General features: G+C 32.4%; 20 protein-coding genes and 1 riboswitch. Of the genes, 19 read left to right on the plus strand and 1 reads right to left on the minus strand.

Annotated elements, in window-relative coordinates; all coding sequences use genetic code 11:
* Nucleotide 1: 1 nt before the first annotated feature.
* The 9 genes from ACNQGD_RS06225 to ACNQGD_RS06265 all read left to right on the plus strand — a co-directional run bounded on the left by ACNQGD_RS06225 (nucleotide 2) and on the right by ACNQGD_RS06265 (nucleotide 9,729).
* A complete protein-coding gene (locus ACNQGD_RS06225) occupies nucleotides 2–364 on the plus strand; it encodes a nuclear transport factor 2 family protein (RefSeq protein WP_417993474.1) in 363 nt (120 codons plus the stop codon).
* A 94-nt stretch (nucleotides 365–458) separates the two neighbouring features.
* On the plus strand, nucleotides 459–1,331 hold the full coding sequence (sucD, locus tag ACNQGD_RS06230) for a succinate--CoA ligase subunit alpha (RefSeq protein ID WP_417993473.1): 873 nt from the start codon (nucleotides 459–461) through the stop codon (nucleotides 1,329–1,331).
* Between the two features lie 217 nt (nucleotides 1,332–1,548).
* Entirely contained in the window at nucleotides 1,549–1,971 is a 423-nt protein-coding gene (locus ACNQGD_RS06235) for a hypothetical protein (protein WP_417998687.1), read from the plus strand.
* A 127-nt stretch (nucleotides 1,972–2,098) separates the two neighbouring features.
* Nucleotides 2,099–2,195, plus strand: a riboswitch (SAM-I-IV-variant riboswitch).
* 64 nt (nucleotides 2,196–2,259) lie between these two features.
* Nucleotides 2,260–3,582: a Na+/H+ antiporter NhaC family protein gene (locus tag ACNQGD_RS06240; protein WP_417998688.1), complete on the plus strand. Its 1,323-nt coding sequence runs from the start codon at nucleotides 2,260–2,262 to the stop codon at nucleotides 3,580–3,582.
* Between the two features lie 73 nt (nucleotides 3,583–3,655).
* Nucleotides 3,656–4,402, plus strand: a complete 747-nt coding sequence (fabG, locus tag ACNQGD_RS06245) for a 3-oxoacyl-[acyl-carrier-protein] reductase (RefSeq protein ID WP_035672321.1) — start codon at nucleotides 3,656–3,658, stop codon at nucleotides 4,400–4,402.
* A gap of 81 nt (nucleotides 4,403–4,483) precedes the next feature.
* On the plus strand, nucleotides 4,484–6,511 hold the full coding sequence (locus ACNQGD_RS06250; protein ID WP_417998689.1) for a hypothetical protein: 2,028 nt from the start codon (nucleotides 4,484–4,486) through the stop codon (nucleotides 6,509–6,511).
* Nucleotides 6,512–6,525: 14 nt separating this feature from the next.
* The gene (locus tag ACNQGD_RS06255) at nucleotides 6,526–7,422 is read left to right on the plus strand and encodes a LysR family transcriptional regulator (RefSeq protein ID WP_417998690.1); all 897 of its coding nucleotides are present in this window, start codon (nucleotides 6,526–6,528) and stop codon (nucleotides 7,420–7,422) included.
* A gap of 75 nt (nucleotides 7,423–7,497) precedes the next feature.
* A complete protein-coding gene (locus ACNQGD_RS06260) occupies nucleotides 7,498–8,475 on the plus strand; it encodes a YeiH family protein (protein WP_417998691.1) in 978 nt (325 codons plus the stop codon).
* A 255-nt stretch (nucleotides 8,476–8,730) separates the two neighbouring features.
* On the plus strand, nucleotides 8,731–9,729 hold the full coding sequence (locus ACNQGD_RS06265; RefSeq protein ID WP_417998692.1) for a zinc dependent phospholipase C family protein: 999 nt from the start codon (nucleotides 8,731–8,733) through the stop codon (nucleotides 9,727–9,729).
* A 54-nt stretch (nucleotides 9,730–9,783) separates the two neighbouring features.
* Here ACNQGD_RS06265 and ACNQGD_RS06270 read toward each other — a convergent pair whose 3' ends face one another.
* Nucleotides 9,784–11,883, minus strand: a complete 2,100-nt coding sequence (locus ACNQGD_RS06270; RefSeq protein ID WP_417998937.1) for an LTA synthase family protein — start codon at nucleotides 11,881–11,883, stop codon at nucleotides 9,784–9,786.
* Between the two features lie 188 nt (nucleotides 11,884–12,071).
* Between ACNQGD_RS06270 and ACNQGD_RS06275 the strand changes: the two genes are divergently transcribed.
* The 10 genes from ACNQGD_RS06275 (at nucleotide 12,072) to ACNQGD_RS06320 (ending at nucleotide 24,035) form a co-directional block, all read left to right on the plus strand.
* Nucleotides 12,072–12,518, plus strand: coding sequence for a QcrA and Rieske domain-containing protein (locus ACNQGD_RS06275; protein WP_417998693.1), 447 nt, complete (start codon nucleotides 12,072–12,074; stop codon nucleotides 12,516–12,518).
* A 170-nt stretch (nucleotides 12,519–12,688) separates the two neighbouring features.
* A complete protein-coding gene (locus ACNQGD_RS06280) occupies nucleotides 12,689–13,123 on the plus strand; it encodes a thioredoxin family protein (protein WP_417998694.1) in 435 nt (144 codons plus the stop codon).
* Nucleotides 13,123–14,106, plus strand: a complete 984-nt coding sequence (locus ACNQGD_RS06285; RefSeq protein WP_417998695.1) for an FAD:protein FMN transferase — start codon at nucleotides 13,123–13,125, stop codon at nucleotides 14,104–14,106. The genes ACNQGD_RS06280 and ACNQGD_RS06285 overlap by 1 nt, the downstream gene beginning before the upstream one ends.
* 15 nt (nucleotides 14,107–14,121) lie before the next feature.
* Nucleotides 14,122–14,334 (plus strand): DUF4266 domain-containing protein, encoded by a 213-nt coding sequence (locus ACNQGD_RS06290; protein ID WP_417996330.1) that lies wholly within the window; start codon nucleotides 14,122–14,124, stop codon nucleotides 14,332–14,334.
* A gap of 44 nt (nucleotides 14,335–14,378) precedes the next feature.
* Nucleotides 14,379–15,794, plus strand: a complete 1,416-nt coding sequence (locus tag ACNQGD_RS06295; protein ID WP_417998696.1) for a DUF3570 domain-containing protein — start codon at nucleotides 14,379–14,381, stop codon at nucleotides 15,792–15,794.
* Between the two features lie 18 nt (nucleotides 15,795–15,812).
* Nucleotides 15,813–16,475 carry a response regulator transcription factor gene (locus ACNQGD_RS06300; protein WP_417993460.1) on the plus strand — a complete coding sequence of 221 codons (663 nt, stop codon included), beginning with the start codon at nucleotides 15,813–15,815 and terminating at the stop codon, nucleotides 16,473–16,475.
* Entirely contained in the window at nucleotides 16,476–17,876 is a 1,401-nt protein-coding gene (locus ACNQGD_RS06305) for a sensor histidine kinase (RefSeq protein ID WP_417998697.1), read from the plus strand.
* Nucleotides 17,877–18,074: 198 nt separating this feature from the next.
* Entirely contained in the window at nucleotides 18,075–18,458 is a 384-nt protein-coding gene (locus tag ACNQGD_RS06310; RefSeq protein WP_417998698.1) for a hypothetical protein, read from the plus strand.
* A gap of 105 nt (nucleotides 18,459–18,563) precedes the next feature.
* Nucleotides 18,564–22,907, plus strand: coding sequence for a CusA/CzcA family heavy metal efflux RND transporter (locus ACNQGD_RS06315; RefSeq protein ID WP_417998699.1), 4,344 nt, complete (start codon nucleotides 18,564–18,566; stop codon nucleotides 22,905–22,907).
* Nucleotides 22,908–24,035 carry an efflux RND transporter periplasmic adaptor subunit gene (locus tag ACNQGD_RS06320; protein ID WP_417993456.1) on the plus strand — a complete coding sequence of 376 codons (1,128 nt, stop codon included), beginning with the start codon at nucleotides 22,908–22,910 and terminating at the stop codon, nucleotides 24,033–24,035.
* Nucleotides 24,036–24,054: the final 19 nt, after the last annotated feature.

Below are 24,054 nucleotides of genomic sequence, written 5' to 3' on the forward strand. Positions count from 1 at the left end.
TATGTCTGCCAAAGAAATCGTTCAGAAATTTTACAAATCAGATGCGCTCATTGATAGTGAAGTCATAAAAGATTTTTTGCATCCTGAAGTTATCGTTGAATGGAATAGCAGTAAGGGATTTATCCAATTGGATTATGATTCTTTGCTAAGCCTCTCCAGTGATTTGAGTAAAGCCTACGTTCGTTCAAAGGTTAGAATAACTCATATTGTAAGTGAAAATGATACTATTTCGGTGCGGTACTCTCATTTTGTAAAAACGATTGAGAATCCTAGAGAAGAAATGTTATTAGCGCATTTTATGGTGATTTGGCAAATAAAAGACAATAAACTATTTCGGGGGTATCAAATGAGTCAATTATCATAATTTAGTGTCAAAAAACTGAATACTGAATACTGATTACTGATTACTATTTTATACTTTTGCATAACAATTTTAAAAACTACATAAAAAATATATCATGAGTGTTTTAGTTAATAAAGATTCCAAAATAATTGTTCAAGGTTTTACAGGAAGTGAAGGAACTTTCCATGCTTCTCAAATGATTGAGTACGGTACTAACGTTGTTGGTGGTGTAACTCCAGGAAAAGGGGGGACAACTCACTTAGAGAGACCCGTATTTAATACTGTGAAAGATGCTGTAGAACAAGCAGGGGCTGATACAACTATCATTTTTGTTCCACCGGCTTTTGCTGCAGATGCAATAATGGAAGCTGCAGATGCAGGTATAAAAGTAATTATTGCAATTACTGAAGGAATTCCTGTTGCTGACATGATTAAAGCAAATAGTTACGTTAAAGAAAGAAACGCTCGTCTAATAGGACCTAACTGCCCAGGAATAATCACTCCAGGTGAAGCTAAAGTTGGTATTATGCCAGGTTTTGTTTTCAAAAAAGGAACTGTTGGTATTGTTTCTAAATCAGGGACATTAACCTATGAAGCAGCTGACCAAGTGGTAAAACAAGGATTAGGAATCACCACTGCAATTGGTATTGGTGGAGACCCAATTATTGGAACTACAACAAAAGAAGCAGTTGAATTGTTGATGAACGATCCAGAAACAGAATGTATCGTAATGATAGGTGAAATAGGTGGGCAATTAGAAGCTGATGCGGCTCATTGGATCAAAGCGGATGGTAACCGTAAACCAGTTGTAGGATTCATTGCAGGAGTTACCGCTCCAGCAGGTCGTACAATGGGACATGCAGGTGCAATCGTTGGTGGATCTGACGATACAGCTGAAGCTAAAAAACAAATCATGAGAGAATGTGGTATTCACGTAGTGGATTCTCCAGCTGAAATTGGTAAAAAAGTAAAAGAAGTTTTAGGTTAATCTAAACTCTAATTAAATATTTTTAAAAGCCTCACAATTTGTGGGGCTTTTTTATTATAAATTGAATTAAAGAAATATCTTTGCACTTTATTAAATTGATCTGTTTTTTCAGATGTAATCCTAATAAAAACAAACATAAACGAATGGTTTCTAATGGACCTCACGATTTTGTGGGGTGTTTTTTTGTAAAAGCCAGTTTAAATAAAAATAAAATAATATGTACAAAGAGTTAAAAAAATTCAAAGTTACCAATCAGTTTTCATTTACTGCTGATGATAGTTTAGCAGAAGTTTGTAATGCGTCAGAAGGATCTGGAGTGTTTTTAGTGTATTCCGTAGGAGATGAAAAAGAGTTAATTATGGTTGGTTCTACTGGAACTGTTCAAAATAACGGAACTTTGAAAATTAAAAATGGTGGGTTGAAAGATAAAATTGTAGAAGGACACCAATTTGCAAAAACTGGAAGAAAATATTCTTGGCCAGCACAAATGAAAATCGAAGATATCAGCACGCTTGAAGTGGTTTGGTACGAAACATTTAATGATAAGACTAAAGTAATCCCAACATTTGTAGAAGGACAAGTTTTACAAAATTTCCTTGACGAAAATGGAAGATTACCAAAATGGAATGTAGCTTTTTAATTATTTAAAGTCTGTTTTTCAATATCTTAATTATAATTGTGCCACATTTTTATGTGGCGCTTTTTTTTGGATTATTAATATTTTGAATGGAATTCAAAATATTTCATAAATAATTAAGTACTTTTGCACCCGTTATCACGAATCCTTTAACAGGATAGCAACCTGCAACAACAAGCAAGGTGCTAAAACGATAAGCCAAATCCTTTGGAAAAAATGTTGTTTTAATCATTTTTATATTTTGGTTTATATTTTTTGTCGTGGTAATGGCTTTATTTTATACCATTATTTATGACAAAGAACATTCAACAAAAAGGAAATGCATTGGCATTACTTCCGTTATTCATTTTTATTTTAACTTTTTTAGGAGCTGGAATTTGGCTTAATGATTTTTATGCATTTCCTTCTCCAGTAGCCGTTTTATTAGGGATTATTGCTGCTTTTTTATTTTTCAAACAAGCTACAGAGGATAAAGTAAATACTTTGATTTCCGGTTGTGGCGAGAGTAAAATTATCACAATGTGTTTGATTTATTTGCTTGCAGGTGCTTTTGCCACTGTCACTAAAGCCATGGGAGGGGTCGATTCGGTGGTGAATTTAGGCATTAACAATATTGATGTGGCTTATTTTCCATTGGGAATTTTCCTGATTGCTTCTTTTCTTTCAACTGCTACAGGAACTTCGGTGGGTGCTATAGTGGCTTTAGGGCCAATAGCCGTGAGTCTTGCTGAAAAAAGTGGTTCTCCACTCGCATTAATTGCAGGTTCTTTATTGGGGGGCGCCATGTTAGGGGATAATCTATCGATGATTTCCGATACAACCATTGCTGCCACTCAATCTTTAGGATGCGAAATGAAAGATAAATTTAAAATAAACTTGTTCATCGCATTTCCTGCTTCGGTAATTACCATTTTTTTACTTTTCTATTTAGGATTAAATTCTGAAGTTATGGCAGTTGCTCTCCCAAAATCCAGCTATGAACTAATTACTATTTTGCCTTATTTGTTAGTGATTATTCTAGCTATAGTTGGAATTAATGTTTTCACAACTTTAATATTCGGAATTGTAGTAGCAGGAATTATCGGAATTATTGGGGCTGATTTTACCATTTTAGTATTTGCACAAAAAATATACGAAGGGTTTACGAGCATGACCGATATATTCTTGTTATCCATGCTTACGGGTGGTTTAGCTGCATTGGTCGAAAAAGCAGGCGGCATTGATTTTGTTATTTACAAAATTAAATCCAGAATAAAAAACAAGAAATCGGCTCAAATGGGTATTGGAACTTTAGTGAGTTTTACTAATATGGCTATCGCCAATAATACGGTTTCCATTGTTATTACAGGTGCCATTGCCAAAGAAATTAATGATGAATATAATTTAAGCTCCAAAAAAACCGCTACATTACTTGATGTTTTTGCTTGTATTGTACAAGGAATTTTGCCTTATGGCGCTCAAGTTTTGTTGATTTTAAGTTTTGCCAATGGAAAACTGAATTTCTTAGATTTACTCAGTAACGCTTGGTATCTCTTATTTTTGTTTTTAGTTACTTTAATTGCTATTTACAGTAATTTTTGGGATAAATGGATGCATAGATTTTTGAAAGTTTAAGCTTTAGACATAAAATTTTTGAATTGAATTGTTATATTTGTCTTATAAAAAAAATACAAACGAACGATAGAATATGAAATTATTAGAAGGAAAAGTTGCCATAATTACTGGTGCGAGTCGCGGAATTGGAAAAGGAATTGCTGAAGTTTTTGCAAAACATGGTGCAAATGTCGCATTTACATATAGCTCATCAGTAGAATCTGCTTTGGCATTGGAAAACGAATTAAATGCTCTTGGAATCAAAGCCAAAGGATATCAGTCGAATGCAGCCGATTTTAATGAAGCACAAACTTTTGTTGATGCGGTTTTAGCTGAATTTGGAACGGTTGATATTCTAATAAACAATGCCGGAATTACTAAAGACAACCTTTTGATGCGTATGTCCGAAGGAGATTTCGATCAAGTAATTGATGTTAACTTAAAATCGGTTTTTAATATGACTAAAGCCATTCAACGTACTTTCCTGAAACAACGTTCTGGATCTATAATCAATATGAGTTCTGTTGTAGGAGTGAAAGGAAATGCAGGGCAAACGAATTATGCAGCTTCTAAAGCAGGAGTTATCGGTTTTTCTAAATCCGTAGCATTGGAATTAGGATCTCGTAACATTCGTTGTAACGTAATTGCTCCAGGATTCATTGAAACAGAAATGACGGCTAAATTAAACGAAGATGTGGTAAAAGGATGGAGAGACGGAATCCCGTTGAAACGTGGCGGAACGACTGAAGATGTTGCCAATGCATGTCTTTTCTTTGCTTCAGATATGAGTGCGTATGTAACGGGACAAGTAATGAATGTTTGTGGAGGAATGCTTACCTAAAATAATTATAAATTATAATTGTTGAATTATAAATGGTCAATAATTCAAAATTTAAAATTTATCATTAAAAATAAAAAGAGAATGACAACAACTACCTTGCTATTATTACTTCTTTCATTACTAATAGCTGGCGGTTTGTCGTTTTTTCAATATATCTACAAAGCCAAAAACAAATCGAAAATCGGTTGGTTTTTGGCTTTTTTGCGTTTTTCATCCATTTTTGGAATATTATTGTTATTGATTAATCCAATACTGACTAAAAACACCTTAGAAACCGTAAAAACACCTTTGCCGATTGTTGTTGATAATTCGAGTTCTATTTCTTTTTTGAATGCCAATGAAAAAGCATTAGAATTGTATAAAAAAATACAATCAAACTCGGATTTACAAGAGAAATTCGATGTGCAATTGTATCAGTTTTCAGATGATTTTGAACCGGCTGAAACATTTGATTTTAAAGGAACTCAAACTAATATTGATGTTGTTGCCAAAAATCTAAAAAGCATTTATAAAAACGCAATCTATCCAACAGTTATAATTACGGATGGAAACCAAACGTCCGGGAATGATTACAGTTATAGTTTCGATGCTGCGAATAAAGTATATCCAGTAATTATAGGGGATACAACAACTTTTTTAGATTTTAAGATCAATCAGCTCAACGTTAATAAATATGCTTTTCACAAAAATAAATTTCCTGTAGAAGCTTTTTTACAATATTCAGGAACTAAAAGTATAACAGCTGATTTTGTCATTTCACAAGGAAATTTAGTATTCAGTAAACAATCGATTTCCTTTTCACCTTCCAGGAAATCAGCAACAATAAGCGTACTTCTACCAGCTGATAAAATAGGATTACAGGTTTTTAAAGCTACTATCGCATCAAAAGAAAAGGAAAAAAATACGTATAATAACACCAAGAATTTTGCGGTTGAAATTATAGATCAAAAAACAAATATTGCCATAGTTTCTGCTATAAATCATCCTGATTTAGGTGCGCTAAAAAGAGCTATCGAGTCTAATGTGCAACGTAAAGTAACAATTGTTAAACCAAATGAAATCAAAACATTGCAGGATTTTAATGTTTTAATTTTATACCAGCCAACAACTGAATTTAAAACTATTTTTGAAAATAATAAAGATGCTGGAATCAATACATTTATTATTACTGGAAACAACACCGATTTTAATTTTCTGAACCAGCAGCAGGATAATTTGGGCTTTAAAATGAGTGGACAAAAAGAAGATTATTTGTCGGTTTTTAATGGGCAGTTTAACTTGTTTGCAGCTGACAATATCGGGTTTGAAAATTTACCGCCTTTACAAAATGCTTTTGGAACTGTAACTACAAAAGGTTCGGTGTCTGTTTTGCTTTCATCCAAAATTAGAACAATAGATACCAATTCACCTTTGTTGGTTTTTATAGAAAATCAAGGTAAACGAGCCGCTTATCTTTTGGGAGAAAATAGTTGGAAATGGCGTTTGCAAACGCATGTCAATAATCAATCATTTGAAAAATATGATGTTTTCATCGACAAGATTATTCAGTTTTTGGCTTCTAATAATTCTAAAAAATCATTAGTTGTTGAGCATGAAAGTTTTTATAATTCTGGTGAAGCCATTAAAATAACAGCGCAATTTTTCAATAAAAATTATGAGTTTGATGAAAAGGCTCGTTTGACTATTGCGGTAACTAACACTAAAAACAAGCAAACAAAAAACTACGATTTATTAAAAGGAAATAATTCTTATAAAGTCAATCTTGACGGATTGAAAGCGGGTCCTTATACTTTTACGGTGAAAGAACTGAATTCTAAAACGACGTATTCCAGTAGTTTTGAAATTCTTGATTTTGATATCGAAAAACAATTTGTCAATCCCGATGTGGAAAAACTGACACAATTAGCTACCCAAACACAAGGAAAAGCATTTTTTCCGGATCAAGTTGATAGATTGATTAAAACGCTTTTGGAAAATGAGGAATATAAAGCGATAGAGAAGAACATTGTTACTAAAACTCCTTTGATTGATTGGATTTGGTTACTGGTTTTAATTTCAATTTTGCTGGCGACCGAATGGTTTGTTCGAAAATACAATGGATTATTGTAATACAATTAAACAACATGGATTTTAGACTGAAAGTATTTTATACCGTTGCCAACCGTTTGAGTTTTACAAAAGCTGCAACAGAATTGTTTATTACGCAACCTGCGATTTCTAAACATATTCAGGAATTAGAAGAGCAATATAAAATTAAATTATTTAATAGAAATGGTTCTAAAACAGCACTGACAACTGCCGGTGAAGTATTATTAAAACACACAAAAAACATTTTCGAAGTATACCGTGAGATCGATTTTGATATGAGCACACTCATTAATCAACGCTCTGGATTGTTGCGATTAGGAGCCAGTACAACGATTTCTCAGTATATAATTCCGCCACTTTTGGCCCGTTTCCATCAAAAATTACAAGATGTAAAAGTGAATTTACTGAATGGAAATACGGAACAAATAGAAAATGCTTTATTAAAACAGGAAATTGAAATAGGAATAGTTGAAGGACAATCAAAAAATAAGTCAATTAAATATACTGAGTTTTTAAAAGACGAATTGGTTTTAGTCTGTAAGACTTCCAATCCATTAGTCAGTCTTGATGAAGTGACGCTGGATGAGCTTAAAAAGATGCATTTTTTAATGCGGGAACAAGGTTCAGGAACACTTGAAGTTATTGAACATGCGTTAAAACCATTTGAAATTAAAATGTCAGAACTACAAATCGAAATGCAATTAGGAAGTACTGAAAGTATAAAATCCTATTTAATGAACTCAGACTGTGTGGCTTTTATATCCATTCATGCGATAGAAAAAGAACTTAAAAACAATGAATTGGCTATATTAGACATTAAAGACCTGATTATAGAACGTTTCTTTTATGTTATTACGTTACAAGGAAAAACGGATTCACTATCGGATTTGTTTATCCAGAATATTTCTAATCATTATAATTTAAAGTTATAACAGATTGTAATTTGCGATTGGTGTAAATAGATTTATCGCTCCACCTTTGTAGTGTAATAATTCAACCACTTTACATTGGAAACGGATCAAAAAGTAATTCAAAAAGAATCTTTTATTTTTTTAAAAGTAAACTCCACATTGCAGCAACTCATTTTTGTTGTTTTGCTATTGTTTTGTACTACCATTTTTGTTTCTCCGCCAATTGCTTTAGTATTGGGATTGATTGTCGCCAACCTTTTTGGACATCCTTTTTTAGAATTGAATCATAAAGCAACCAATTATTTGTTGCAATTTTCAGTGGTTGGTTTAGGATTTGGAATGAATGTTCACAGTGCAGTTTCAGCCGGTAAAGAGGGCTTTTTGTTTACGATTGTTTCTATTGTGAGCACTATAATTTTAGGAACTTTTCTTGGAAAATGGTTTAAAACCGAAAAGAAAACATCTCATTTAATTTCTTGTGGTACTGCCATTTGTGGCGGAAGTGCCATTGCTGCTATTGCTCCCGTAATCCAATCCAACGAAAAGCAAACCTCAATTGCGTTGGGAGTGATCTTTATTCTGAATTCGGTGGCACTGTTTTTATTTCCTGCCGTGGGGCATTGGTTGGATTTATCGCAAAAAGAGTTTGGATTATGGTGTGCCATTGCCATTCATGATACGAGTTCTGTGGTAGGAGCAGCGAGTAAATTCGGTCCTGAAGCGTTACAAATAGCCACAACGGTAAAATTAGCCCGAGCGTTATGGATTATTCCTGTAGCATTGATTACGGCATTTATTTTTAAAAATAAATCTGGAAAAATAAAAATTCCTTATTTTATCGGATTGTTTATTTTGGCGATGATTGCTAATACCTATCTGCCACAAATGAAGAGCATAACACCACCTTTAGTTTCAGTTTCCAAAATAGGTTTGACAGTGACTTTGTTTCTGATTGGAGCCGGATTAAACAGCACTGTTTTAAAATCGGTGGGATTGAAACCCCTTGCGCAGGGAGTGTTGCTTTGGACATTCATCGCAACCGCAACTTTGGTCTCGATTATTTATCTAATATAGTTTTATGATGAAAAGGTTTTCGTTTGATCACATGAAATTGCAATTGGATATAATCATACAAAAGCGCAAACAATAAAAAAGTTGCCGCAACAAAAACGATAGCGTGGACAAACGTAAATGATGAAAACTGCTCTTTTTCCTTACTATCGAAAACATATTTTTAGTTTTCTTTTTTTTTATTAACAGAATCTTAAACCCAATTTTTCCTAATAACGATTTAAAGAAATACATTTGTACTTCAAAAAAATAAATTTAATGAAAAATTTTAAAATTAGACCTACACTTATTGCGTTATCTACTCTTGGAGTTGCTTTTGTCTTTTTGTCATGGGGAGTTATTGGACATGAACGAATCAACAGAGCAGCGGTAATGGCACTGCCAAAACCATTACAGACTTTTTTTTACAATCATATTGATTTTATCACTCAAGAATCTACTGTCCCAGATTTAAGAAGAAATGTTTTAAACGACAAAGCTGAAGCCCCTCGTCATTATTTTGACATGGAGAATTTTGGCGCAGTAGAAACATTGCCTAAAACAATGGAAGAAGCAAAGTTAAAATATGATGAGAAGTTTTTGACTAAAAACGGGATTTTACCGTGGTACATTCAGGATATGATGGTCAAATTGACTAAAGCTTTTAAAGAAAAAAGAAAAAATGAAATATTATTCATTGCAGGGGATTTAGGACATTACATTGCAGATGCACACATGCCGTTGCATACTTCTGATAATCATGATGGTCAAAATACGAATCAAAAAGGAATTCATTCTTTATGGGAAAGTCGTTTGCCTGAATTGTTTGTTAAAAATTATAAGTTAAATGTTCCGGAAGCTATATATTTAGAAAATGTAGATAAAGCAACTTGGAATATTATTTTTGATACCCACAGTTTAGTAGATCCTTTATTAGCAGCGGATAAAAAACTAAGATCAACAACCGCTGAAAACAAAATGTATGTAACGGATGTCGCAGGAAATGTCGTTAAAAACAAATACGGAGGCATGCAATATTCTGATGAATATGCAGGTAAATTTCATACGGAGTTAAATGGTATGGTTGAAAAACAAATGAAAAAAGCAATTACTGCGACTGCTAGTTTTTGGTATACCGCTTGGGTAAATGCAGGAAAACCGGATTTAAGTACTCTTGATGCAGCAGAACTTACAAAACGCAACAGTAAAAACTTAAAAAAGGATTTAAAAACTTTTGAAAAAGGGTCTCTTTTTGGTTTAATAAATGAAAAAGAATAACGGATAAATTTAATTAAAAAACGGGTGAAACTTAAATTTCACCCGTTTTTTTTGCTAATTAATTTTTTGATAGTTTTTTTTCTTTAATATATCAGAGGCGGTTTGATAATAAGAAATTGTTTCGTTTACTAAATCTGTTCTTTCTTTTCTCAACAGGATCTGATCGTAAAAAATTTGGAAATCAGAACTTACTTTCTGGTTTGGCTTCAAAATTAATTGAAATTGTTTTACTTTTTGTTTGGGTGAAATAATCGTTAAAACATTATCCTTTATTAATCCTAAATCCTGATACGTTGCGATTAAAGCCCTAGGTTTATAATCTGGTTTTAGTACATCCTGACCATAAAATTTACTTTGGTAATCAAAATTTAATAATCCAAAGACCGTTGGCATAATGTCTATTTGTGACATTAACTGAGTATATTTTTTAGGTTCTACAAAACCAGGACTATAAATTAGGGCAGGAATTCTATACTTGTCTACTGGAAGTTCTGTTTTTCCTGCGCTGGAAGCACAATGATCTGCTAGTATAATAAAAACTGTATTAGCAAACCAAGGCTGTTTTTTAGCCATTTCAAAGAATTTTTTCATTGCATAATCCGTGTATTTCACACCGCCGTCACGGGATTTTACATCACCTGGAATATCAATTTTACCATTTGGATAGGTAAATGGTCTGTGATTACTTACGGTCATTATATGATTAAAGAAGGGCTTTTTTGCAGTTGCTTCTTTGTTCATTACTTGTATCGCTTTATTATACATGTCTTCATCACAAACTCCCCAAATATTATCAAAGGTGATTTCTTTTGGAGTAAATGTTTTTTTATCTACAATTTCGTATCCATTACCTACAAAAAAATCTTCCATATTATCAAAAAAAGCATCTCCACCATACATAAACTTTACTGTATATCCTTTTTGTTTAAAGACAGATCCAGTTGAGAACTTATTTTTATTGTCTTTTCTTTTTACCACACTTTCACCGGCAGTAGGAGGAAAACACAAAGTAACCGCTTCAAGACCTCTAACGGTTCTGTTTCCCACAGAATATAGGTTTGTAAAAACTAAACTTTTGCTTGCCAGACTGTCTAAGAAAGGAGTAATTTTTTTGTCGTTTCCATACATCTTCATAAATTCGGCACTGTAACTTTCAATAGTAATTAGTACTACATTTTTATGATTTTCAGCAGCTTCATTTTTTATTTCTCTTAAAGTAGTTTCTCCTGAAATGGAAGGAATTTGTTTCTTTAATTGAGCAAAGGCTTGTGTATTGGGAACTGTTTTATAGAATTTAAAATAATCTAATTCGCTGTTCTTAAAGGCCAAATAAAATTTATAAATACCATTAGATTGTAGTTCATTTGTGAAGATATTTTGAGAATTTTCTTTAGCAGATAAAATGGGGATAATTAATAAGGATAACCCAAAAAGAATCAAATAAATTCCAGAAATTTTAATTTTTTCGACTAAAGTAGGAATACTTTCAATATATTTTTTTGATCTTTTGACAATGAAATACGTGACCAAAGCTGCAATAATAAAGAGCCCGGAAAAAAGTGGAATTACGGGATAGGACTGCATAATATTTCCAATAACTTCATTAGTATAAACTAAGTAATTTACAGCTATGAAATTGTATTTTACACCAAATTCATTCCAGAAAAAGTATTCACTAATCCCGTTTTGTAAAATTAAAAGTACATAAAGAAAGATGACAAAGGAAAACAGCCACAATCTTATTTGGTTTCGATAATTAGGCAAAAAAAGAAGTAATCCAAATAAGACTGTTTTAATTGCTATAAAAATGATGCCAATTTTAGGCAAAGCACCACCATATTCATTGAGAATAGTATTTCCAAAAGAAACATAGATTAACAATGCTACAAATAAACCAAAAATGATGTAACCGTAGGGTTTAGAATATTTTACATTGGATATAAAAATTAGATATAACCATAAAAAAACACTGATCAATATAAAAATAAAAAAATCAGAAAGAAAACCAAATACGAATAGTGTTAAGGTATCAATAACGGTAAACGCAGACTGGGTTATTGGGTGGAATAAAAGAATAATTCTAGAAATAAAACTTACAGTCGTGTAGAATAGCAGTAAATAATAGAATGGTGCAGTTTTTTGAAACAATTGCATAATAATAATAATAATAATAATAATAAATTTAAATGTAAAAGTAAACATTAACTTTAGTACTAATTTTTAAGAATTGCTTAATATTTTAAAGCTATGAGTAATTTTTTTTTTATTTTTTAGTTAAATGAAAAACTATAGCTAGATTTTTTTCGTAAATAAAAACAAACTAACCTAATACATAGATAATTATGACCAGAAAAGAATTTTTTGCAAGAGCAGGGTTTGGAGCAGCAACTATTTTATTACCGGTTTGCCTTGTAGGTATAGCCACGAGCTGTAGTTCAGACGATACCAATGCAGGATCAGGGACAAACGCTGGTATTCCTGCGCCAACAGCTAATTCAAATTTTACAATTGATGTAAGCTTGGGGACTTTAGCTACAAACGGTGGGTTCCTAGTGACCAAAGGAATAATTATTGCACGAACTAGTACAGGTGAATTTTTAGCAGTTTCTGCGGCATGCCCGCATGAAGGAGTTATTGTCAACTATGATGAAGGAGGGAATAAATTTGTTTGTCCAAGACACAATTCGCAATTTACAAGTAAAGGAGTGGTTACAAGTGGTCCAGCCTCATCTAATTTAAAAGAATATAAGACAACATTAGCAGGAACAACTTTGACTGTTTATGTGTAATCAAGGAATTAAATGTTAATACAAAATTGATCTCTTTTAACTTGTGATAATTGAATTTTAAAAAACATTAATTGGTACTGTTCTATAATTAATTCTTACTTAATTTTAACCATTTGAAAGTATTTCTACAGAAGAATTAAATACTTTTACAGCTCTAAAATAGAACTCTAATGAAAAAACACATGCTTATTTTTTTTCTCTTTTTAGGAACATTTGGATATTCCCAGAACTGGACAACAAATTTTGAAGAGGCAAGAAGCAAAGCGCTTCAGGAAAATAAAAACATTCTTCTTGTTTTTTCAGGATCAGATTGGTGTGCACCCTGCATAAAATTAGAAAATACTATTTGGAAATCTGAAGAATTTAAAAAAGAAGCGGAACAAAAATGGGTCATTTACAAAGCTGATTTTCCAAAGAAAAAAGTAAATCAGTTAGCATCTGAATTGTCAGAAAGCAATAAAAAACTAGCGGAACAATACAACAAATCAGGAAATTTTCCATTGGTTTTACTTTTAGATAAAACAGGTAGTGTATTAGGAATTACAGGATTCAAAAACACCTCTCCTTCAAAGTATATTGAACTAATCCATTCATTTGAGAGATAATGCAAAAATCAATTCTACTCTGTTTATTTTTGACATCGATTCTTTCTTTTGGTCAGATTGTCCATAAAAGGAAGTTGTCAATGTTGGGAAGTCCTTTTGAAGTTACGGCTGTGGCAAACGATACGGTTAAAGCCAATGAATATATTGATTTGGCTATAGCCGAAGTCAGACGCATTGAGTACTTAATTTCTGATTGGATTCCTACTACACAAATCTCACTAGTCAATAAAAATGCAGGTATTCAACCTGTAAAAGTAAATGCCGAGGTTTTTGAATTAGTAGAAAGAGCGATTAAAATTTCTCAAATTACTGCTGGAGCATTTGATATTTCGTATGCTTCAATGGACAAAATTTGGAAATTTGATGGTTCAATGAAAGTAATGCCAACAGAAGAAGCAATAAAAAAATCTGTAGCTAAAATTGGCTATAAAAATATTATTCTAGACAAAAAAAATCAGACTATTTTTCTTAAATCAGAAGGAATGAAATTGGGTTTGGGCGGCATTGGCCAAGGCTATATTGCTGATAAAGTTAAGGATTTGTTGCTTTCAAAAGGTTGCAAATCCGGTATTGTAAATGTTTCGGGAGATATTAATGCTTGGGGAAAACAACCGGATGGAAAACCGTGGAATGTAGGCATTGTAAACCCTTTGAATAAAAATAAAGTTTTTGCCACATTTCCATTAGAAGACAGTGCTGTAGAAACTTCGGGAAGTTATGAAAAGTATGTTATTTTTAATGGGATACGCTATTCACATATTATAGATCCCAGAACGGGTTATCCCGCAACTGGCGTGGTAAGTGTATCTGTTTTTGCTAAGCAAACGGAAGTTGCTGACGCTTTGGCTACGGGAATTTTTGTTCTCGGGGTAGAAGTAGGGTTGGATTTAGTCAATCAACTTAAAGGGATTGAATGTATTATTGTTGATGATAAAGGTAAAATCCATTCATCAAAAGGAATCGACATCAAAAAATATAATTAATAAAAGACATTCAAAATGATAAAGACTATACCGGTTTTGTTTTTTGTAATGCTGATTTTACAATCGTGTAGTTCAGTAAAAGAATACGAAAAAGAAAAAATAAATGATCCTGATATGAAACTATCTGCAAGAACTGCAGAGCGATATGAAACTTCTTTTCAAATATATCGTGAAGCAGCCGCTGGAGCCAATGGAGGAAAATCAGGGGGTGGTTGTGGTTGCAACTAATTTACAAAACAACAATTTAGATAGTAAATAGCAATTCCTACACAATGAAAATAAATTTTTTATTTCTTTTAATATTAATCAGTAGCATTGCCTTTTCACAAGACAAAACGACTGCGGCAGCATTTAAAAAACGAGTATTAGAAAATACTGAAGTTGATTTTTTAGCTAGTTATTACGTTCAAGACGGATCAAAATCAGCCGTTTCTGGAGGAATTGGTTCTGAAAAATTAACGGATGTAGCCTCAAATATTGTGGTGGCAATGCCATTAAATGAAGATGATGTACTAACAATTGATTTAGGGATATCAGCCTATTCATCAGCATCATCAAGCAATATCAACCCGTTTAATTCAACTGGAGCTTCCAGTTCAGGCAGTCCCAACGGAAACGGACCTAATGGAACTCCATGGCAAGCTTCATCGGGAGCTTCAAGAAGTGATCAATTAGTAGCAGTTGGTGCTAATTACAGTCATAGCAGCGATTCCAGAAATTTTATTTGGAATTCGGATGTTTCTTTTTCAAATGAATACGACTATACTTCGGTTGGTTTTGGAGGAGGAATTGCGACTCTTTTTAATGAAAAAAATACTGAATTAAGCTTGAAAGCCAATGTGTATCTGGATCAATGGAGACCTATTTATCCAACGGAGCTTGACGAATTTTCAAAATATGGTGCTAATTTTTTAAATCAAGGCTATTTTAATGGTGTGACTGTTCTGGATCAAAACGGACAAGGTACTACTAGTTATTTACCATCCGCATTTCAACCCATTACTGCTGTAAATAGAAATTCCTACTCGGCTTCTGTTGGTTTCTCTCAGGTTTTAACCAAAAAACTACAGTTTTCAATCTTCTTTGATATTTTACAGCAACAAGGATTATTGTCATCCCCGTATCACCGAATTTATTTTGCGGATAAAGCTAATTATTACATCGGTCAGCCACAATACATTAATACTTACGAAAGTTCTACTAATACAGGAGTTTATAAACTGGCTGATGATATCGAAAGATTGCCGGATTCCAGATTTAAAATCCCTGTTGGAGCACGTTTGAATTATTACATTAATGAACGATTTATATTGAGAACCTATTATCGTTTTTATTCTGATAATTGGGATATTCAGTCGCATACCGCAACGATTGAACTTCCTATAAAATTATCAGACAGGTTTACCATTTTTCCAATGTATCGTTATTATTCTCAAACTGCTTCAAAATATTATGCCTCTTATGAAACCCATTTGTCAACAGAAAAATTTTATACCTCTGATGCTGATTTGGCTACATTTGATGCGAATCAATATGGTTTTGGAATCAATTATACTGATATTTTTACCGGTGCAAAAATTTGGAAATTTGGTTTAAAAAATATTGATTTAAGATTCAATCATTATGAAAGAAGTGATAATCTAAATGCTAATATTGGTACAATTGCCTTTAAATTTGTAATGCAGTAAACCTAAATTCATACAATCATGCACATATTAATAGTCGAAGATGAAGCTGGTATTGTTCAATTTCTTCAGCAAGGATTGGAAGAAGAAGGCTATACAATCACAAGTGCTTCGGATGGTTTAAAAGGGTTTGAACTGACTCAAAAGAACAATTTTGATTTGATATTATTAGATTGGATGTTGCCTAAAATGAACGGATTAGAACTTTGCAAATCCATTCGATTGAAAAACAGTCATACGCCAATCTTATTTTTGACGGCCAAAGATACGGTGCAAGAAACAATTGAAGGTTTAAAAGCGGGTGCCAATGATTATATCAAAAAACCATTTAGTTTTGATGAATTATTGGAACGCATCAAAATTCATTTCAGAAACCAAAATGAAGATGAAATTCTAAATCTTGGAACAATTCAAATTGATACTGCTAAACATCGTGTTTTAGTAAGTGATGTTGAAGTAAACTTGACCCAACGTGAGTTTGATTTATTAAAATATTTGGTCAAAAATAAAGGTAAAGTTTGTACTAGAACTCAGATTATTGAGGATGTTTGGGACATTCATTTTGAATATGACACCGGCGTAATTGATGTTTTTATGAATGCGATTCGCAAAAAATTAAATTTAAAAATAGAACAAGACTACATAAAAACGGTTCGTGGTGTAGGGTATATTGCTAATGACTAAATGAAAATACAACAACTTTCCTTTAAAAACAGAATTGCTTCTAATTATATTGTTACCACAGCTTTATTGATTTTTGTGGTTTTCTTTATCATCTATTCTATTGTTAAATTTAGTGTTTACAGCCATGTCAATAATGATATTACCAGTGAAGTAGAGAAACATCTTACTGAAATTGAAATTGTTGGCAATAGTTTTCATTTGATCCATGAGGAAGAATGGAAAGAACAGGAGCACAATACGCTGGATGTAAATCCGGTATTTATTCAGTTTATTGATCAAAATAGAAATGTGATTCAAAAATCACCTAATCTAAAAAAATCCTCTTTAATCTTCCGTAAAGAAAATGGGGAGAACAAGCTTTTTGATACCAAATTAGCCGATAATTCGATTCGACAAATTCAGGTTCCCATTTATGAAAAAACTAAAATTATTGGGTACATCATAATTGCTATGTCATTAGAAGATGCTACAATGGTACTTAATAATTTATTTGAAGTCTTGCTTATTGTTTATCCTTTAATTCTAATAGTACTTTTCTTTATTGCCCGATTTATTGCTGGAAGGAGCATAAAACCGATTAGTTCTATAATTACCACGTCAAACATTATTACTAAAGATAATCTGACATCTAGAATTCCATTACCACAAAACCGTGACGAATTATTTGTTTTATCTCAAACCATCAATAATTTATTAGACCGAATAGAAACGGCTATTGAACGTGAAAAACAATTCACATCGGATGCATCGCATGAATTAAGAACGCCTTTAACAGTCATCAAAGGAACCTTGGAAGTTTTGATTCGAAAACCTCGAAATCCTGCTGAATATGAAGAAAAAATTAATTTTTGTGTAACAGAAGTCGACAGATTGAACTATTTAGTAGATCAGTTGCTTTTATTGGCTCGCTTTGAAAATCAAAAACAAAGTTTAAAAATAGAAAAAGTGTATTTGAACGCCATATTTTTAGATGCTATTGCCAGAAATTCCACTGCGATTCAGTCTAAAAATATTAGTGTTTCTACAAATTTCACAAGCGATTATTACATAGAAACGGATAGCTACCTATTTTTAATTATTGTTAATAATTTGATATCAAACGCATTAAAATATTCAAATCAAAACGGGAATTTAGCTGTCAATTTAAAAAGTATAGGTTCTAAAATTGAATGCCATATCATTGATACCGGAATTGGAATTCCAAAAGAGGACTTAGAAAGTATTTTTAATCAATTTTATCGTTCAAAATCAAATGAACATCCTGAAATAAAAGGAACAGGATTGGGTTTGTCTATTGTAAAAAGACTCTGTACGTTGCTTAATATTGATATTACTATTACCAGTGAAGAAGGCATTGGAACACAGGTTGTATTAAGTTTATCTAAAGCAGACCTTAAGTAATTCTTAAGTAAATCCTTAATTTTATAGGTTACATTTATACTTTATTTGATTGCTTTTACACTACTATAAAGTTATGAATATAAGGCACACCTAGTTTATTTAATATTTTTTAAAAACGAGAAATCTAATACACAGGATCTTAGTGTAGTGTAACAAATCATTTAAAATAAAATCTAAAAAAGTACTTACATTTGTTTTGTGAAATTTCTAAAAAACATACTAATTTTAATCATTTGCCTACAACTAACGATTCCTTTTATTGTTGAGGATAGTTTGCGCTTACCTGTTTTGGTTTCACATTATGTTAAACACAATCATAATCATAGAGCTGTTACTCTGGTCCATTTCTTGACTGATCATTATTTAAACAAGCATCATGATGAGAAACATGATGAACATGGGGATTTACCTTTCCATAATCATTCTGACTTTTCGTTTAATCAAAATTTAGCATTAAACTTAGAAATAAAATTATTTAAATTTATTCCTAACTATTATTTTAAAGAACCACAAAAAACAGCTTTTTTACAAAATTATTTTTCTTCAAGAGTTTTACTTTCTATTTGGAGACCTCCAAAATAGTGTTGATTGTTTTTTAGTGCTCTTTTACAATTCATCATCGTACATACAATGATGACTATTTGTATTACAGCATATTCCTAGAAAAATAATTAATAATTATAAATTATGCTGAATAAAATCATAGAATTTTCAATTAAAAATAAACTTATCGTTGGTCTTTTCATTGTGGCTCTCATAGGATATGGGAGTTATCAATTTACCAAATTACCAATTGATGCCGTTCCTGATATTACAGATAATCAGGTTCAGGTAATTACTTCAGCCCCATCGTTGGGTGCAACCGATATTGAAAGACTGATTACCTTTCCAATAGAACAAGCCAACAGTAATATTCCTGGACTGAAAGAAATTCGAAGTTTTTCTCGTTTCGGTTTATCAGTGGTTACCATTGTTTTTAATGATGCAACAGATGTGTATTGGGCAAGACAACAAGTAACGGAACGATTAAGTGCTGTTAAAGACCAAATTCCCACCGGTATTGGAAATCCAGTTCTTGCACCGGTGACAACAGGACTAGGAGAAATTTATCAATATGTGGTACGAACCAAACCCGGTTACGAAAAAAAATACGATATAACTGAGTTAAGAACCATTCAAGATTGGATTGTTCGCCGGCAATTATTAAGCGTTGAAGGAGTAGCGGAAGTAAGCAGTTTTGGTGGAAAATTGAAACAATTTGAAATAGCCGTTGACCCAAATAAATTGCAATCCTATAATATCACGATTACAGATGTTTTTACAGCATTAGAAAAAAACAATCAAAATACAGGCGGTGCTTATATCGAAAAAGGACCTAAAGTTTTATACATCCGCAGCGAGGGATTAATTAATACTATCGAAAATATAAAAGATATTGCTATTAAAAACACCAGTAGCGGTAGTCCTTTATTTATTAGGGATGTAGCTGATGTTCGTATTGGTAGTGCAATCCGTTACGGAGCAATGACTTTTAATAAAAAAGGAGTGCAATCCGGGGAAGTTTCGGGCGCAGTAGTAATGATGTTAAAAGGAGCCAATAGTAATGTGGTTATTAAAAACATTAAGGATCGTATTGCCCAAATTGAAAAAACATTACCCGAAGGCGTTATATTGGAACCTTTTCTAGACCGTACCAAAATGGTGAATAATTCGATTTCAACGGTCGGAAAAAATTTATTAGAAGGTGCATTGATCGTTCTCTTTGTTCTTATTTTCTTTTTAGGAAATTTAAGAGCAGGATTAATTGTGGCGTCAGTTATTCCTTTGGCAATGTTGATAGCAGTCATATTGATGAACATATTTGGGGTGAGCGGTAATTTAATGAGTTTAGGAGCATTAGATTTTGGATTGATTGTGGATGGTGCCGTTATTATTGTGGAAGCGTGTTTGTTTAGTTTGCACAGCAGGAAAACTGCTCAAATTTCACAACAAGAAATGGACAACACCGTATTAAAAACGTCAATAAAAATGCGTAACGTATCTGTTTTTGGGGAATTGATTATATTGATCGTATACATTCCCATTTTTACGTTGCGTGGTATTGAAGGAAAAATGTTTTTACCAATGGCACAAACCATTGCATTTGCTCTGTTTGGTGCTTTTATATTGTCACTGACTTATGTTCCGATGATGACCGCTTTATTTTTAAATAAAAAAATATCGCATAAAAAAACTTTTTCAGATAGAATGATGGAGAAATTAGAAAATTTCTACCAGCCCCTTCTGAACAAAGCATTGGGAATTCCAAGAACAATTATTGCTGTAACAGTAGGATTGTTTGTTTTAGCGATGATTACACTTTCATTCATGGGTGGCGAATTTATGCCCTCATTAGAAGAAGGAGATTTTGCTGTAGAAACAAGGGTTTTGCCAGGAAGTAATTTGCAAACTTCAATGACTGCCATTACACAGGGGGCAAAAATATTAATAGAAAAATTTCCCGAAGTGGAGAAAATTGTGGGTAAAACCGGAAGTAGCGAAGTACCTACCGATCCAATGCCCATTGATGCCAGTGATATGATGATCATTTTAAAAGACAAAAGCGAATGGACTTCTGCCAAAACTTTTGATGAACTATCAGAAAAAATGGCAAAGGAACTGGAAGCTGTCCCGGGAGTTTCTTATGGTTTTCAATATCCGGTTCAGATGCGTTTTAATGAATTAATGACTGGAGCAAGGCAAGATGTAGTGTGTAAAATATTTGGAGAAAATTTAGACACGCTGGCTTTGTATGCCAATAAATTAGGTAAAATTGTAAATACAGTTGAAGGAACTTCCGACCTTTATGTAGAAACTGTTACTGGAATGCCTCAAATAGTAATTGACTACAACAGAGCTTCTATTGCGCAATATGGTTTAAATATTGAAGATATTAATCGGATAGTAAACACCGCATTTGCTGGACAAAGTAGTGGCGTTGTTTATGAAGGGGAGAAACGATTTGATTTAGTTGTTCGTTTAACAGGCGAAAAACGGCAGGATTTGGCGGATGTTCAAAATTTATTAATTTCAACGTCTACGGGTTTGCAAATTCCTTTATCTCAATTAGCGAAAGTTGAAATTACCGAAGGTCCGAATCAGATACAAAGAGAAGACGCCAAACGAAGGATTGTAGTTGGTTTTAATGTTCGGGGACGTGATGTGCAAAGTATTGTAAAAGAATTACAAGGCAGAGTCGATGCTCAAATTAAATTTCCAGTTGGTTACTACCCGACGTATGGCGGAGCTTTTGAAAACTTAAATGAAGCCAAAAATCGTTTGATGATTGCAGTTCCGGTTTCATTACTATTAATATTTATTTTGCTTTATTTTGCATTCAATTCCGTAAAACAAGGGCTATTGATTTATTCAGCAATTCCACTTTCGGCAATTGGAGGTATTTTCTTTTTAGCGATGCGGGGAATGCCTTTTAGCATCAGTGCCGGAGTTGGTTTTATAGCCTTATTTGGGGTAGCAGTTCTGAATGGATTGGTGTTAATTGCAGAATTCAATAGCATTCGAAAATCGGGGGAAACCGATTTAAAAGCGATTGTTTTGCAAGGCACCAAAATACGTTTACGCCCAGTTTTAATGACGGCATTTGTAGCATCATTAGGTTTTTTACCCATGGCATTAAGCAATGGTTCTGGTGCAGAAGTACAAAAACCTTTGGCAACTGTCGTAATTGGAGGCCTGCTGATTGCCACGTTCTTAACATTATTTGTTTTACCAATATTATATATCATGTTTGAAAAAGGAATTAATTTAAAACCAAATAAGATAAAATCAATTACAACAATCATGATATTGGGACTGTTTTTTTCTTTTCAAAATGCAGATGCTCAGGAAAAAATTTCATTAGAGAAAGCGATTGAAACGGCTCTTTCAAATAATATAAAAATAAAAAACGGAAAATTAAATTCTGAATATTTACAAAAAATGACCAAAACAGGCTATGATATTTCCAACACGGGAATTATTAGCGAGTACGGTCAGTTTAACAGTAATGTGAATGATGTAAAAATTGGCATTTCACAAAACATAAAATTTCCAACAGTTTACAAAAGGCAGAAACAATTATTAATAGAAGATGCCAAAAAAGGGCAATGGAATGAAGCTCTGCAAAAAAAGGAACTGACAATACAAGTGACAAAAGTATTTTACGAAATGATGTATCTAAAAGAAAAGGAAAAATTGTTGCTTAAAAGTGATAGTATCTATTCCGAATTTTTAAGAAAATCAAACCTTCGATTTGATAAAGGAGAAAGCAATATATTAGAAAAAGCGACTGCAGAAAACCAATCAGGACAAATAAAGATTCAACTTCTGGAATTACAAAGTGACTATAAAATGACGCAATTGCAATTCAAATATGTCCTTAACACAGATAAAGACTTTATCCCGGTTTCAGATAAATACAAATTGGATTTTAATGATGTGTTAGATGGAAATACAATTGCTAATCAACCCAGTATAAAATTATTTGAGCAAGAAATAAATAGAAATAAAGCGGAAATTTCACTTGAAAAATCTAAAAAATTACCGGAAATAATAGGCGGTGTTTATTGGCAGACATTCAAAACAAATACTGTATTTCAAGACGGCTACAATGGCCTTTACGGACAATTTGGAGTGGCGCTACCACTTTTTAATTCAAACATAAACAACAGACTGAAAGCATTAGAAATTAACAGTCAAATTGTAGAAAATAATTTGACTAATGAAAAATTAAAATTGCAAAGTCAGTATGATGAATTAATTCAAGAATCAAAAAAAAACCAAAAAACTATTGCTTATTATGAAACTCAGGCATTAAAGAATGTCGATTTAGTAACTAAAGCTGCTAATGATAAATTCATCAATGGTGACATCAATTATCTGGAGTGGGTAATGTTGATAAATCAAAATACAGAAATTCAAAGTAACTACATTGAAACAATTAGAAAATTCAATGAAACAATTCTTAAACTAGGAAATTTAATATCAAAATAAATGAAAAATACATTAATTACTTTAATAGGTTTATTTTTTCTGTACTCGTGTGGTAATACAAAAACAGAAATCGATCCCGAAGCTACTCCAGCTATTGAAAACGCAACAACACTTACCGATGCACAAATAAAAAATGCAGGTATTGAAACAGGTAAAATTGAGCAAAAAGAAGTTTCATCTACCTTAAAATTAAATGGAAAAATAGATGTGCCACCTCAAAATTTAGTTTCTATAAGTGTACCAATGGGAGGATATCTAAAATATACCAAACTTTTAGAAGGAATGTATGTTACCAAAGGACAAGTTTTATGTATTGTTGAAGACCAGCAGTACATTCAATTGCAAGAAGATTACCTTTTGGCAAAAGCAAAAATTGGGTATGCAAAATCCGAGTTCGAAAGACAAAAAGAACTTAACCGAAGCAAAGCCAGCAGCGATAAAGTGTATCAACAAGCACAATCAGAATACAACTCACTATCGGTAATGGTGCAATCGTATGGAGAGAAATTAAAATTTGCAGGCATAAATCCAAATAATGTTTCTACAAAGAACATTTCAAAAAGCATCAATATTTATTCGCCAATAAGCGGTTATGTATCTAAAGTAAATGTAAATATTGGCAAATATGTAAACCCCAGTGATGTGTTATTTGAGATTGTTAATCCATCTGATATTCATTTGGCATTGACCGTTTTTGAAAAAGACATCGATAAACTGGCTATTGGCCAATCAGTGGTCGCTTACACCAATACCAATCCGGAGAAAAAATATTATTGCAAAATTATTCTAATCGGTAAAGATTTTTCCGAAAACAGAAGTACTGAAATGCATTGCCATTTTACAAACTTCGACAAAGCGCTTTTACCTGGAATGTATATGAATGCCGAAATAGAATTAAAAAGTCAACAATCAAATGTTTTGCCATCAGAAGCTATTGTGAGCTATGAAAACAAGAATTATATTTTTGTTGCTAAAGAAAAAAAACAATTTGAAATGAAAGAAGTTACAACCGGAATATCAGAAAATGGATATGTAGAAATTGTTAACATAGAAGATTTAAAAAACGTTACTATCGTTATAAAAGGGTCTTATTCACTTTTGATGAAAATGAAAAATTTAGAGGAATAAAATCTTATATTTATAATCT

Source organism: Flavobacterium glucosi (assembly GCF_048286535.1).
In the GTDB taxonomy this organism is placed as follows: Bacteria; Bacteroidota; Bacteroidia; order Flavobacteriales; family Flavobacteriaceae; genus Flavobacterium.